General features: G+C 61.7%; 12 protein-coding genes. 4 read left to right on the top strand and 8 right to left on the bottom strand.

Going from position 1 to position 12,882, the window contains the following annotated elements:
- Positions 1 to 459: 459 nt before the first annotated feature.
- From RA302_RS09205 to RA302_RS09175, 7 genes are read right to left on the bottom strand one after another with little or no spacing between them, the layout of a single operon-like run.
- Complete coding sequence (locus RA302_RS09205) at positions 460 to 1,065, bottom strand: 3-oxoacid CoA-transferase subunit B (RefSeq protein ID WP_338481164.1); 606 nt, start codon at positions 1,063 to 1,065, stop codon at positions 460 to 462.
- 41 nt (positions 1,066 to 1,106) lie between these two features.
- A complete protein-coding gene (locus RA302_RS09200; protein WP_007730192.1) occupies positions 1,107 to 1,862 on the bottom strand; it encodes a CoA transferase subunit A in 756 nt (251 codons plus the stop codon).
- 3 nt (positions 1,863 to 1,865) lie between these two features.
- Positions 1,866 to 2,693 (bottom strand): CoA ester lyase, encoded by an 828-nt coding sequence (locus tag RA302_RS09195; protein ID WP_020906880.1) that lies wholly within the window; start codon positions 2,691 to 2,693, stop codon positions 1,866 to 1,868.
- Positions 2,690 to 3,178 carry a MaoC family dehydratase gene (locus tag RA302_RS09190; RefSeq protein WP_020969025.1) on the bottom strand — a complete coding sequence of 163 codons (489 nt, stop codon included), beginning with the start codon at positions 3,176 to 3,178 and terminating at the stop codon, positions 2,690 to 2,692. The genes RA302_RS09195 and RA302_RS09190 overlap by 4 nt, the downstream gene beginning before the upstream one ends.
- Positions 3,175 to 4,338, bottom strand: a complete 1,164-nt coding sequence (locus RA302_RS09185; RefSeq protein WP_020906879.1) for an acyl-CoA dehydrogenase family protein — start codon at positions 4,336 to 4,338, stop codon at positions 3,175 to 3,177. The genes RA302_RS09190 and RA302_RS09185 overlap by 4 nt, the downstream gene beginning before the upstream one ends.
- Positions 4,338 to 6,377 carry an acetyl/propionyl/methylcrotonyl-CoA carboxylase subunit alpha gene (locus RA302_RS09180; protein ID WP_338480285.1) on the bottom strand — a complete coding sequence of 680 codons (2,040 nt, stop codon included), beginning with the start codon at positions 6,375 to 6,377 and terminating at the stop codon, positions 4,338 to 4,340. Before RA302_RS09180 ends, RA302_RS09185 begins: the two co-directional genes overlap by 1 nt.
- A 5-nt stretch (positions 6,378 to 6,382) precedes the next feature.
- Positions 6,383 to 7,972, bottom strand: coding sequence for a carboxyl transferase domain-containing protein (locus tag RA302_RS09175; RefSeq protein ID WP_021334316.1), 1,590 nt, complete (start codon positions 7,970 to 7,972; stop codon positions 6,383 to 6,385).
- 98 nt (positions 7,973 to 8,070) lie between these two features.
- Here RA302_RS09175 and RA302_RS09170 point away from each other — a divergent pair, with 98 nt between their 5' ends.
- Together RA302_RS09170 and RA302_RS09165 are read left to right on the top strand one after the other, a co-directional pair.
- Positions 8,071 to 8,670 carry a TetR/AcrR family transcriptional regulator gene (locus RA302_RS09170; protein ID WP_003941968.1) on the top strand — a complete coding sequence of 200 codons (600 nt, stop codon included), beginning with the start codon at positions 8,071 to 8,073 and terminating at the stop codon, positions 8,668 to 8,670.
- A 48-nt stretch (positions 8,671 to 8,718) separates the two neighbouring features.
- On the top strand, positions 8,719 to 9,465 hold the full coding sequence (locus RA302_RS09165) for a GTP pyrophosphokinase family protein (protein WP_020906876.1): 747 nt from the start codon (positions 8,719 to 8,721) through the stop codon (positions 9,463 to 9,465).
- A gap of 157 nt (positions 9,466 to 9,622) precedes the next feature.
- Here RA302_RS09165 and RA302_RS09160 read toward each other — a convergent pair whose 3' ends face one another.
- Complete coding sequence (locus RA302_RS09160) at positions 9,623 to 9,883, bottom strand: GlsB/YeaQ/YmgE family stress response membrane protein (RefSeq protein WP_021334317.1); 261 nt, start codon at positions 9,881 to 9,883, stop codon at positions 9,623 to 9,625.
- Positions 9,884 to 10,071: 188 nt separating this feature from the next.
- Between RA302_RS09160 and dctA the strand changes: the two genes are divergently transcribed.
- Together dctA and RA302_RS09150 are read left to right on the top strand one after the other, a co-directional pair.
- The gene (gene dctA / locus RA302_RS09155) at positions 10,072 to 11,469 is read left to right on the top strand and encodes a C4-dicarboxylate transporter DctA (protein ID WP_338480282.1); all 1,398 of its coding nucleotides are present in this window, start codon (positions 10,072 to 10,074) and stop codon (positions 11,467 to 11,469) included.
- 531 nt (positions 11,470 to 12,000) lie between these two features.
- A complete protein-coding gene (locus RA302_RS09150; protein ID WP_020969020.1) occupies positions 12,001 to 12,873 on the top strand; it encodes a glycosyltransferase family A protein in 873 nt (290 codons plus the stop codon).
- The last annotated feature ends 9 nt before the right edge of the window (positions 12,874 to 12,882 follow it).

The raw sequence follows: 12,882 nt of genomic DNA, 5'->3' as shown, positions 1-12,882 counted from the left end.
GCCCACAGCCTCTCTTCCACACCATTGCGCACCCGTGCGAGCCGAACGTCCGATTCGCAGCAGCTACCGACCTCATCCAACCTCGACGAGCCAGAACCACCCATTGTCTCCGATACATAGGTGACAAGAGAAATCCATACCCCGGTGTATCGACGGTTTTGCTGCAATTCGTTACAAATCGCCCAGCTCATCTACCCCCCGATCGCATTGCCGAAACGCACGGTTCAGACAATGTGCGCGACATCTCCACCCCTGGAACAATCAATTTGCAGCCGACGATCTGCACCCCCATCCACATCAGTCACCTCGGACAATTTACAGGCCCCTCAGCTACTTGGTGCCCGAGCTCGAACCAGATTCGACAGTCGCTGATCGAGACTATCGGTACACGCCGACAGACCGACGAAAGAACGCGCCGACCAGCGGTCGGCGCGTTCTTTCGATTGAAGGTACGAAGCTTCAGGAAAAACCCACACCAGTCACACTCTTCAGGTGTTCACTGGTGACACCTGGAGCCAGCTCCACAAGCTCCAGCCCGTCCGCGGTGACGTCCAGCACTGCCAGGTCGGTGATGATCCGGTGGACGACGCCCTGCCCGGTAAGCGGCAGGGTGCACGCCTCGACGATCTTGGGGTTTCCGTCGCGATCGGTGTGCTCCATCACGACGATGACGCGGCGGGCACCGTGGACCAGGTCCATCGCCCCGCCCATGCCCTTGACCATCTTGCCGGGGACCATCCAGTTGGCGAGGTCACCCGTCTTCGACACCTGCATCCCGCCGAGCACCGCGGTGTCGATGTGGCCGCCGCGGATCATCCCGAACGAGAGGGCCGAGTCGAAGAACGCGGCACCAGGATTGACAGTGACGGTTTCTTTACCTGCATTGATGAGGTCGGCATCGACCTGATCATCGGCCGGATACGGTCCGGTACCGAGGATGCCGTTCTCGCTGTGCAGGACCACCTTGACACCCTCGGGCAAGTAACTGGGGATCAGCGTCGGCAGGCCGATACCGAGGTTGACGTACTCACCCGGCCGCATCTCGGCAGCAGCGCGAGCGGCCATCTCGTGGCGGGTCCAACCGATACGAGTTTCCTCTGCGCTGCTCACTTGGTACCTCCTGAGACGGTCCGCTTCTCGATCCGCTTCTCCTGTGGGCCTGTGTGCACGACCCGCGCGACGAACACACCAGGTAGGTGCACGTGTGCGGGGTCGATGTCGCCCGGCTCGACGAGGTTCTCCACCTGCGCGATGGTGATCCGGCCGGCCATGGCAGCAAGCGGGTTGAAGTTCATCGCCGTCTTGTTGAAGACGAGATTTCCTTCGGTGTCGCCGTAGTCCGCGTGCACGAGCGCGAAGTCAGCGGTGATCGCCTCTTCCAATACATACGTGCGGCCACCGAACACTGCCGTCGCCTTCGGTGGCGACGCCACGGCGATCGAACCGTCCGGGTTGTATCGCCACGGCAAGCCGCCCTCGGCGATCGGTGTGCCGACGCCGGCCGGAGTGTAGAACGCCGGGATGCCGGTACCGCCTGCTCGCAGCCGCTCGGCCAGCGTCCCCTGCGGCGTCAACTCCACTTCGAGCTCACCGGCGAGATACTGGCGGGCGAACTCCTTGTTCTCCCCCACGTACGACGCCGTCACCCTGGCGATCCGGTGCGCGCCGAGCAGAATGCCGAGACCGTAGTCGTCGACACCGCAGTTGTTGGAGAACACCTCGAGATCGGTGGCGTCGCCGTCGGCGATCGCCGCGATCAGTGCGTCGGGAATACCGCACAGCCCGAAGCCGCCCACTGCGAGCCTGGATCCGCTCGCGATGTCGGCAACTGCCTCAGCTGCCGTATTCACGACTTTGCTCATCCGTTAGTTCTCCTTCTGCTGAAAGATTCCGGCTCGGTGAAGAAGCTTCTCGGCGTGACGAAGAACGGGAGCGTCGACCATCTTGCCCTCGAACGCGAACACACCACGTTCAGTAGACACCGCGGCAAGCACTCGTGTGGCCCAGTCGATCTCTTTTTCCGAAGGTGCGAAGGCACCACGGATGACCTCGACCTGACTCGGGTGGATCGCAACCTTCACGTCGAAGCCGACTGCGACAGCATCAGCGGACTCGACGCCCAGGCCGACGAGGTCCTTGATGTCGAGATACACGGAATCGACAGCCAACCGGCCGTAGCTCTTCGCAGCCAGGAGAGACGTCGATCGGACGTGCTTGGCAACGTCGCGGTACGAACCGTTCGGGTGCCTGCTCGAATTACCGCCGAGACCGGCCACAAGATCCTCGGCTCCCCACATGACACCGATGGCGTTCGCAGCAAGCGCGATGTCGGCCACGGCGAGGGCTCCTCGCGGGGACTCGACGAGTGCAACCACATCCGCCGGTGCGAGCGAGAGGACGTCCTCAGCCGATTCGCACTTGGACAGCATGAGACGCGAATAGTGTGTGCCGTCCAGCGCGATCAGATCGAGTTCGTGATCAGGCGTACCGACCGGATTGACGCGCACAATCGTCCGGTCCGGATCGAGAGGAGTGTCGATCAGGGCTGCACGTGCGGCTTCTTTGTCGGCCGGAGCCACCCCGTCTTCGAGATCGAGGATCACGACGTCGGCAACGGCGGCCGCCTTCGCGTAGCGCTCGGGACGATCCGCCGGGCAGAACAACCAGGCCGGCCCCGGTGGCGTCCACGTCATGAGGACACCTCGGCCGGGCGGAGCTGCACCAACGTCTTGCGCGTGGCAAGTGCGACGACATCGCCGTGCTGATTGCGCCCGGTGTGCACGAGCGTCACGATGCCTTCGCCCGGACGGCTCTTCGACTCACGCTTGTCCGCGATGAGCGTCTCGGCGTACAGGGTGTCCCCGTGAAAGAGCGGCTTCGGGAAGCTGATCTCGGAGAAACCGAGGTTCGCGACGATGGTGCCCTGCGTCAACTGCGCGACCGAGAGGCCGACGATGGTCGACAGGGTGAACATCGAATTGACCAGCCGCACACCGAATTGAGTGCCTTCGCTGTACGCAGCATCGAGATGCAGCGCCTGCGTGTTCATCGTCAGAGTCGTGAACAGTACGTTGTCAGCCTCGGTCACCGTTCGGCCTGGGCGATGCTCGTAGATCGCGCCGACCTCGAACTCCTCGAACCAGAGTCCGCGCTGAGTGATCTTCTTGGGGTTCGTCACAACCCTGCCTCACGGGCGATGAGCATCAACTGCACCTCGGTGGTTCCCTCACCGATTTCGAGGATCTTGCTGTCACGGTAGTGGCGCGCGACGGCGTACTCGTTCATGAAGCCGTATCCGCCGTGGATCTGGGTGGCGTCGCGGGCGTTGTCCATGGCAGCTTCGGAGGAGATGAGCTTGGCGATGGACGCCTGCTTCTTGAACGGCTTGCCCGACAACATGAGTGCGGCCGCGTCGTAGTACGCGGTGCGGGCCACGTGGGCGCGAGCCTCCATGCGCGCGATCTTGAACGCGATCGCCTGGTTGTGTCCGATGGGCCGACCGAACGCCTCGCGCTCCTTCGCGTACTTGATCGACTCGTCGACGCAGCCCTGGGCGGCACCGACGCTCAGCGCCGAAATAGCGATTCGGCCTTCGTCGAGGATGCGCAGGAAGTTCGCGTAGCCGCGGCCACGCTCACCGAGCAGATTCTCTTCGGGGACACGAACATCGGCGAACGTGAGGGGATGGGTGTCGGATGCGTTCCAGCCGACCTTGTTGTACGCGGGCTCGGCCGTGAAGCCGGGGGTCGTTGTCGGTACCAGGATGGTCGAGATCTCCTTCTTGCCACCGTCCTTGACACCCGTGACCGCGGTGACCGTCACGAGCTTGGTGATGTCGGTGCCCGAGTTGGTGATGAACTGCTTGTTGCCGTTGATGATCCACTCACCGCTGTCGAACTTCGCGGTGGTCTTGGTGCCGCCGGCGTCGCTACCCGCACCCGGCTCGGTCAGGCCGAAAGCAGCCAACGACTTTCCGCTGGTGAGCTGCGGGAGCCACTCTTCCTTCTGCGCCTCGTTGCCGAAACGGTAGATCGGCATGGCGCCGAGGGACACACCAGCTTCGAGAGTGATCGCGACGCTCTGGTCGACCTTGCCCAGCTCTTCGAGCGCCAGGCAGAGTGCGAAGTAGTCGCCGCCCATTCCGCCGTACTCCTCGGGGAACGGCAGGCCGAACAGTCCCATGTCGGCCATCCCGGCCACTACCTCGTACGGGAAGGTGTGGTTGGCGTCGTGCTCGGCAGCAACCGGTGCCACGACGGTCTTCGCGAAATCCGCAACCGTCTTGGCGAGCTGCTGGTATTCGTCCGGAAGCGCTCCGGTGGCAAGGTAATCGGACATCAGGCGTCTTCCTTCTGCGTCGTGTTCTCGGTCTTTTCTTCTGCAGTCTCTTCGTCCGCGACAGGTACCACGCGGGCCAGAACCTGATCCACCATCACCTGATCGCCCTGACGGACAAGCACTTCCACGATCCCGTCGATCGGGGACGTCAAGGAGTGCTCCATCTTCATGGCCTCGACAACGACGAGTGGTTGTCCCGCGCTCACTGCCGCGCCGTTCTCGACGTTGACTGCGATGACGGCACCGGGCATGGGGCTGGCGATTTCGGCGTCACCGGCATGCTTGTCCTCACCGCGAACGCTGACTTCGGCAACCTCGCGCACGTGCCAGGTTCCGCCGCCCGCCAGCCACAGACCACCATCGGTCTCGGCGACGACAAACCTGCGTCGGCGTCCGTCGATGACTACCGCCAGTTCGGATCCCGTCAGGGTCGCGCTGAATGCGCGCGGCTGTGAACCTTCGACCTCGACCTTTGCATCGGCGGGAACGCCGACGATCGCAACGTGCGACGTTCGGGTGCCGGCGGCGAGCCTGATGCTGGTCGGAGCGGGAGTTCCGACGCGCCATCCACTCGGGACGTCCCAGGGATCAACGGATTCCGAAGTTGTCCATCGCGAGAGCCAGCGATACGCCGCGGCAGCAATGAGAACCTCGTCGGAGGCGTCGGCCGCGACGAAGTCTTCGACGCGACGATCGAGCAGACCGGTGTCGAGGTTGCCCGCGATCACATCCGGATCAGCGAGGAGGAATCGTGCGAACTCGATGTTGGTCACGACTCCGAGCACTGCGGTGTCACCGAGTGCGCGATCGAGCTTGCGCAGTGCGCCTGCGCGGTCGGGAGCATGGGCGATGACTTTGCTGAGCATCGGGTCGTAGTCACTGCCGACGACGGTGCCCGCGAGCAGTCCGGAATCGACGCGCACGCCGGAACCTGACGGCTCGACCAGATCGACGACGCGGCCGCCGGTCGGCAGGAACCCACGGCCCGGATCCTCCGCGTACACACGAGCTTCGATAGCGTGCCCGGTCAGTGTGATGTCGCTCTGGGAGAAGGCCAACTTCTCCCCTGCTGCCACACGAACCTGCCATTCGACCAGATCCAGTCCGGTCACCATTTCGGTGACGGGGTGCTCGACCTGCAGGCGGGTGTTCATCTCCATGAAGAAGAACTCGTCCGGCTTGTCGGCGGAGACGATGAACTCGACAGTGCCGGCGCCGGTGTAATCGACGCTTCGAGCGGTGTTGCAGGCTGCCGCGCCGATCCGGTCACGGGTCACCTGATCGAGCAGCGGCGACGGAGCCTCTTCGATGACCTTCTGGTGACGCCGCTGCAGGCTGCATTCGCGCTCACCGAGGTGAACGACGTTGCCGTGCTGGTCGGCGAGAACCTGGACCTCGATGTGCCGGGGCCGCAGGACGAATCGCTCGAGGAACAGGGTGTCGTCGCCGAACGACGACGCGGCCTCACGGCGGGCACTGCGAAGAGCCTCGGCCAGATTGGCCGGATCCTCGACCAGACGCATTCCCTTGCCACCGCCGCCTGCCGAAGGCTTGACCAACACCGGGTAGCCGATGTCCTCGGCCGCTGCGATCAGTTCTTCGTCGGTCAGATTCGGGCGAGCGATACCCGGGACCACCGGCACGTCGAACGCGGCAACCGCGTTCTTCGCGGTGATCTTGTCGCCCATCACCTCGATAGCCCGCTCGGAGGGGCCGAGGAAGGCGATTCCGGCGGCCGCGCAGGCAGCCGAGAACGCCGAGTTCTCCGACAGGAAGCCGTAACCGGGGTGAATACCCTGAGCACCGGTGGACTTGGCAGCGTCGATCACCTTGTCGATGACGAGGTAGCTTTCACGCGCCGCGGCCGGTCCGATGTTGACGGCAGTGTCGGCCTCGCGGACGTGGCGAGCATTCGCATCGGCGTCGCTGTAGACGGCGACGCTGCGAATTCCCAACTCACGCAACGTGCGGATCACGCGAACCGCGATCTCACCGCGGTTGGCCACGAGAACAGTATCGATAGTGCGCAACTCAGTCATTTCGCTCACATCCGGAAGACGCCGTAGGAGACCGGCTCGATCGGTGCGTTTGCGCACACCGAAAGGGCCAGGCCGAGAACAGTTCTGGTATCGGCGGGATCGATGACACCGTCATCCCACAGCCGCGCAGTGGAGTAGTACGGATTGCCCTGAGCCTCGTACTGCTCACGGATCGGCGCCTTGAACGACTCTTCGTCCTCGGCCGACCACGGATTGCCCGCGCTGTCGAGTTGCTCGCTACGAACCGTCGAGAGCACCGAAGCTGCCTGCTCGCCGCCCATGACCGAGATGCGCGCGTTCGGCCACATCCACAGGAAGCGAGGCGAATACGCGCGTCCACACATGGAATAGTTGCCGGCGCCGTACGAGCCGCCGATGACAACTGTCAGCTTGGGGACCCGTGCACACGCAACTGCCGTGACCATCTTGGCGCCGTGCTTGGCGATGCCGCCGGCCTCGTAGTCGCGTCCCACCATGAAGCCTGCGATGTTCTGCAGGAACAGCAGCGGCACACTGCGCTTGTCGCACAGTTCGATGAAATGTGCTCCCTTCATGGCGGATTCGCCGAAGAGAACGCCGTTGTTGGCGATGATGCCGACCGGGTGGCCCTCGATGTGGGCGAAACCGGTGACGAGCGTCTTGCCGTATTCAGCCTTGAACTCCTGGAACGCGCCACCGTCGACGAGCTTGGTGATCACCTCGTGCACGTCGTACGGAGTACGGGGATCGGTCGGGACGACGTCGTACAGCTCGCTCTGATCGGCGACGGGCGGAACCGTGGAGATGACGTCCCACGGGCGCTCGGAGCGGGGGCCGAGCGTGGCAATGATGTTGCGCACGATACGAAGTGCGTCGCGGTCATCCTCGGCCAGGTGGTCGGTGACGCCGGAAACCTTGGAGTGCAGGTCGCCGCCGCCGAGCTCTTCCGCCGTCACGATCTCACCGGTGGCTGCCTTCACCAGCGGCGGGCCGCCGAGGAAGATGGTGCCCTGGTTGCGGACGATGACTGCTTCGTCGCTCATCGCGGGCACGTAGGCGCCGCCCGCGGTGCACGAACCGAGAACCGCGGCGATCTGGGGAATCCCCTTGGCGCTCATGGTCGCCTGGTTGTAGAAGATCCGGCCGAAGTGCTCACGGTCCGGGAAGACCTCGTCCTGGCGCGGCAGGAAGGCGCCGCCGGAGTCGACGAGGTAGATGCAGGGAAGGTTGTTCTGCAGAGCAACTTCCTGCGCGCGCAGGTGCTTCTTCACCGTCATCGGGTAGTACGTGCCGCCCTTGACCGTCGCGTCGTTGGCAACGATGACGCACTCCCGGCCCGACACACGGCCGATACCGGTGATGACGCCGGCGCCGGGGCACTCGTCGTCGTACAGGCCGTTGGCCGCCAGCGGCGACAACTCGAGGAACGGGCTGCCCTGGTCGAGCAGCGAGTCGACGCGATCTCGCGGCAGCAGTTTCCCTCTGCTCACGTGGCGCTCGCGAGAGCGCTCGTTGCCACCCAGCGCTGCTTGCGCCAGTTTCTTCTTCAGTTCGTCCACCAGAACGGTGTGATCGGACCGGTAGCCCGATCCTTGCGTGATTCCACTGGGAGTCATCCCGCCGCCTTCGCCATGAGTTAATGCTCGATAACTGAAACTAGATTAACTATGATTAACTGAGTTGTCCAGAACACAAGCGAAGAAAGATCGAGAGAATGACCTCTGAGCAGGTAGCAGCTCCGACGCGACGCGATCAGATGAAGGCCGACCGTCGTCGTCAGCTCTTGGATGCCGCCGCACGGTTGATCGCCGAACGCGGATTCGTGAGTGTGCGACTCGAAGACCTCGGCGCGGCCGTCGGTATCAGCGGCCCGGCCGTGTACCGGCATTTCCCCAACAAGGATGCCGTCCTCGTGGAACTTCTCGTCGGCATCAGCACGCGCCTGCACGAAGGCGGTTCTGCGGCAGCGGAGGCAGCGGACTCACCGAGCGCCGCTCTCGACGCACTGGTGGAGTTCCACCTCGACTTCGCGCTCGGCGAGCCGGACCTGATCCGCATCCAGGACCGCGACCTCGAAAGCCTGCCGGCCGACGCGCGTCGACAGGTGCGCCAAACGCAGCGCAAGTACGTCGAGGTGTGGGTCGGAGTCCTCGAGCAACTCGATCCCCAGCTCGACCAGGCGGATGCCCGCATCAAAGCGCATGCCACTTTCGGACTGATCAACTCGACCCCTCACAGCGCCAACCCAGCTTCGCCGGCACGCGCACGTCGCGTCCTGCGGGATATGACGCTCGCCGCACTGCGCACCCACTGAAACCGGACACGGCACAATCGGTGGCAGACTGGTTACACCAGCTAACAGATGAGGGTGCCGAACGTGGAAGACAGCAGTGGGGTCAGCAGAGCCGATTTCGCCGATCTGCGGACCGAGTTCTCCCGCTTCATGATGTTGTACCAATTCGGAATCTCCGAACTGATGACCAAGGTGAACATTCTCAAGGACGAGTTCACTCACATCAATCAGTACAGCCCCATCGAACACGTGACGTCACGGGTCAAGTCGCCGGACAGCATCCTGCGTAAGGCTCAACGCCTGAACATCCCGCTCACGATCGACGACATCTCGAAGAACATCTTCGACATCGCCGGCGTGCGCATCACCTGCAGCTTCATTTCCGACACGTACCGGATCGCCGAGATGCTCACCAGCCAGACGGACCTTCGGGTGATCGAGCGAGAGGACTACATCGCCGATCCGAAACCCAACGGCTACAAGAGCTTGCACCTGATCGTCGAGGTCCCGGTTTTCATGAGCGATCGCGTCAGGCACGTACCGATCGAACTTCAGATCCGCACCATCGCGATGGATTTCTGGGCGAGCCTCGAGCACAAGATCTATTACAAGTACAACCGCGAGGTTCCCGTCGAGCTTCTCGACGAACTCACCGAGGCTGCTGCCGCGGCACACCGCCTCGACGTCAAGATGGAACGCCTCAACGACGAGTTCGCGAAAATCAAAGCGCTACCGCATCCCGATGACGAAATCCTCGAGCAGGATCTGCCGGCGCAGTTCCTCGAGGCGCTGCATCTTCAGCGACGAGCGCTCTGAATTTACGGCGACCCTCCCCTGAGCGAACGCGCCTTTCGGCGTATCTGAGGCGACGAGAGTGCCGTTCGCTCACAACTGGGGTCGGACAACTAGGGCAAACCAAAAGTGCGCCCTCCCGAACTCCGGGAGGGCGCACTTCGCGAATTGCGTTGGCTTGCTATTTCTTGCCCGTGACGGCGCTGTAGCCGATCGAGAGCACGGCCGCCGCGGCGATGCTGATGATCCAGCGGATCCAGTCGATTCCACCCGTGTCGCCCTTGTCCGAGATCGCTCCCCAGACCCAGTACCCGATAAGCGCTCCGGCGACACCGAGGACGACGGTGATGATCATGCCGTACTGCTGCTTACCTGGCAGTACGAGACGAGCCAGGATTCCGATGACTGCGCCGAAAATGATGGTTCCGATAATTTGCCCCATGACAGCCCCTCTCACACGTCGTGCATGCACGCGGACGGAAGATCACCGCTCAGGGAAACAATAACCACAGTCACACACAACTGTCGCTTGTTGACCGAATTGTTGTCCGAGATGCAACCTCGACGTGTTACATCCACGACATTCGCGAGTTATTTTTTCGCAATCAAGCAGACCTACCGTTCCCATCCATGCCAACTTCCGTAAAACTGCCGAACAGCGAGCTCGCGCGACTCGCCAACAAGCCGCCCTGGTACCGATCACTGTTCGTGCAATTGATCGCCGCTATCGTCATCGGCGTTCTCATCGGCTGGTTGTGGCCGGAATTCGGCGCGAATCTCAAGCCCCTCGCCGACGGCTTCATCAAGCTGATCAAAATGCTGATCGCGCCGATCATCTTCTGCACCGTCGTGATCGGGATAGCTCACGTCGGGGATCTGAAGGCCGTGGGGCGTATCGGCGTCAAAGCACTCATCTACTTCGAGGTGGTGACCACCTTCGCCCTGTTGTTCGGGCTGCTCATCGGAAATCTGATGAAGCCGGGTGCGGGATTCAACATCGATCCGGAGACGCTGGCGAACGGTGCGGACGCCGTGGCCGCCAAGACTGGAAGCGGCGAGCTTCCCCACACCGTCGAATTCCTGCTCAATATCATTCCGGTGTCGATAGTTTCGGCCTTCGCCGAGAACGCACTCCTCCAAGTCCTCTTCTTCGCCGTACTGTTCGGGCTCGCCTTGGCCAAGGCAGGCGAGAGTGGACCACCGATCGTGTTCGAACTAGTCGATCGTCTGAGTCATCTGTTCTTCACGATCATCGGCTGGATCATGAGACTGGCGCCGTTGGGCGCTTTGGGCGCGATGGCGTACATCGTCGGCCAGTACGGGATCGCTTCGCTCGGAAGTTACGGAAAGCTGATCGCCGCATGCTATCTCGCCGCCGTCCTGTTCATCCTCATCCTGGCCGCGATAGTCAGGTACTTCGCGGGCGTGAACCTGTGGAAGTTCGTCAAGTACATCAAGGACGAACTCTTCCTCGCGTTGGGAACGGCGTCGACCGAAGTAGTTCTGCCCCGAATCATGGTCAAGCTCACCAACGCCGGATGCTCGCGCACTACAACAGGATTGGTGGTGCCTACCGGCTACTCGTTCAATCTCGACGGCGCCACGCTGTACCTGTCGATCTGCATGCTGTTTCTGGCTCAGGCACTCGGCGTGGACCTGACACTCGGTGAACAGATCACTGCCGTCCTGGTACTGATGCTCACGTCCAAGGGAATGGCCGGCGTGCCGGGATCGTTATTCCTGGCACTGTCCGCCACCGTGGCCGCGATCGGTCACGGCGCAATTCCAGTTGCCGCAGTCGCCCTCCTGCTGGGCGCCGATCGAATCATGGACTCGATGCGAGTCTCGGTGAACCTGCTTGGGAACTGTGTCGCTACCTTCGTGGTCGCGAATTGGGAGGGGCAGCTCGACAAGGAGCGCATGCGCCGAGTGCTCGACGGAGAAGACGTTCCACCGCTCCAGGAAGTCGATCCGATCACCGGGAAAACTGTTCCGGCACCCGAAACCGAAGGCATCCTGACCCGTTAGGTAAGTGCCGGCTACTGGTTGCACGTCGGGAATCGGTGCTGACGAGTCGCGGGGGCGTACTTTGCTGGAAAATCCAGACCGGCAAGTACAAAAGCAAATATTTGCAGATGGCGACAACGTGGCCGACGAGGGACCGTTGAATCTACAAATACGACGCTTGCGCTGCACTGACTCGACATCACTGGAAAGCGACTTGCGATATCTCGATATTGCTACGCGGTTGCCTCGGCGGTGATTAAAAATCAGCGAACTGCCAGCATTATGTTTGCCGGAATTACAAGGACTAAAGTCCGGTGTTCAACCGACGAAGAGACTTGAGTGGGCAAAAATCAATCAGCGCTGAAAGCACTCTCGTGCATACAGTTACGCCTTCCCACCTGGTCTTATGTAGATTATTTCACGCGATGAGCTATTGCGGGATTGACCATATGCCCATAGGTTCAAATTGTCCGAATGGTCACCTATTGCTATCGTAACCTTTGCGAAGGACTGGACCCGATTGCCCAGCAAAGGAATACAGTGACCGCATCCATGCAGGATATTGAACACTTGTCCACTAATCGACTCTCGGTGGTTGTTCCGGTATTCAACGAAGAAGACGCGGTTTCCGACTGCATCGAGCGTCTTCTGACCCAGCCGGAAATCGATGAGATTCTAATTGTCGACAACAACTCGACAGACGGCACTGCATCGATCATCCAGGAGTTCGCCCGGAAGTACGACAAAGTCAGATACGTCTTCGAGGCCCGCCAAGGCGTCGTACACGCACGGAACGCGGGCTTCGACGCCTCGACCGGCAACATCATCGGTCGGATCGACGCAGATACTCGGGTCCAACCAGGCTGGGCTAGTGCCGTCAAAGCATTTTTCCAGCGCAGCACCGCTCATTCAGCGGTCGCCGGACTCACCTATCTCTTCGAATCGCCGTTTGCTCGAATCCACCGATACGCACTGGACAGGCAGGTGAAGCAGGGGAAGTTCGATTGCGAACGTCAAGTACTCGCTGTCGCCGGAGCGAACATGGCGATCAGAAAGAGCGCATGGCTGTCCGTCCGCGAGCAAGTCAGTGACCGGCCGGACATTCACGAAGATATCGACCTTTCACTGTGCCTTCGGGAGGGTGGAATGACGATCGGACAGATCGCGGACATGCGAGCGGAAACGTCCGGCCGACGCGGCGAAACCCCTCCGTTGGAGTACTTGAAATACAACCAGGCTTCCGAGTCGGTTCTGCACCTTCACAACATCATGAATTGGCGCCTCAAACTAACTATCTGGGGCGACTCGATGCTCCACGCACTGGCGTGGCCCGTCTACCGCCTCTACAACTTCGAGCAGGAGCGCTTGGAATTCAGATGCTTGTTTTCCAGATCGCAAGGTCGAATCATGCCGGTTCACCAGTAGCCCATCGAG

The organism is Rhodococcus sp. DN22, from assembly GCF_036669995.1.
GTDB lineage: Bacteria > Actinomycetota > Actinomycetes > Mycobacteriales > Mycobacteriaceae > Rhodococcus_F > Rhodococcus_F erythropolis.
This window is presented reverse-complemented; position numbering and strand designations above follow the sequence as displayed.

Excerpts from the sequence above, each read along its gene's own strand:
- RA302_RS09205 (WP_338481164.1), bottom strand. The coding sequence starts at position 1,065 with ATGGCCGCTCGCGCTGCTGCCGAGATGCGGCCGGGTGAGTACGTCAAC.
- RA302_RS09200 (WP_007730192.1), bottom strand. The coding sequence starts at position 1,862 with ATGAGCAAAGTCGTGAATACGGCAGCTGAGGCAGTTGCCGACATCGCG.
- RA302_RS09195 (WP_020906880.1), bottom strand. The coding sequence starts at position 2,693 with ATGACGTGGACGCCACCGGGGCCGGCCTGGTTGTTCTGCCCGGCGGAT.
- RA302_RS09185 (WP_020906879.1), bottom strand. The coding sequence starts at position 4,338 with ATGTCCGATTACCTTGCCACCGGAGCGCTTCCGGACGAATACCAGCAG.
- RA302_RS09180 (WP_338480285.1), bottom strand. The coding sequence starts at position 6,377 with ATGACTGAGTTGCGCACTATCGATACTGTTCTCGTGGCCAACCGCGGT.
- RA302_RS09175 (WP_021334316.1), bottom strand. The coding sequence starts at position 7,972 with ATGACTCCCAGTGGAATCACGCAAGGATCGGGCTACCGGTCCGATCAC.
- RA302_RS09170 (WP_003941968.1), top strand. The coding sequence starts at position 8,071 with ATGACCTCTGAGCAGGTAGCAGCTCCGACGCGACGCGATCAGATGAAG.
- RA302_RS09165 (WP_020906876.1), top strand. The coding sequence starts at position 8,719 with ATGAGGGTGCCGAACGTGGAAGACAGCAGTGGGGTCAGCAGAGCCGAT.
- RA302_RS09160 (WP_021334317.1), bottom strand. The coding sequence starts at position 9,883 with ATGGGGCAAATTATCGGAACCATCATTTTCGGCGCAGTCATCGGAATC.
- dctA (WP_338480282.1), top strand. The coding sequence starts at position 10,072 with ATGCCAACTTCCGTAAAACTGCCGAACAGCGAGCTCGCGCGACTCGCC.
- RA302_RS09150 (WP_020969020.1), top strand. The coding sequence starts at position 12,001 with ATGCAGGATATTGAACACTTGTCCACTAATCGACTCTCGGTGGTTGTT.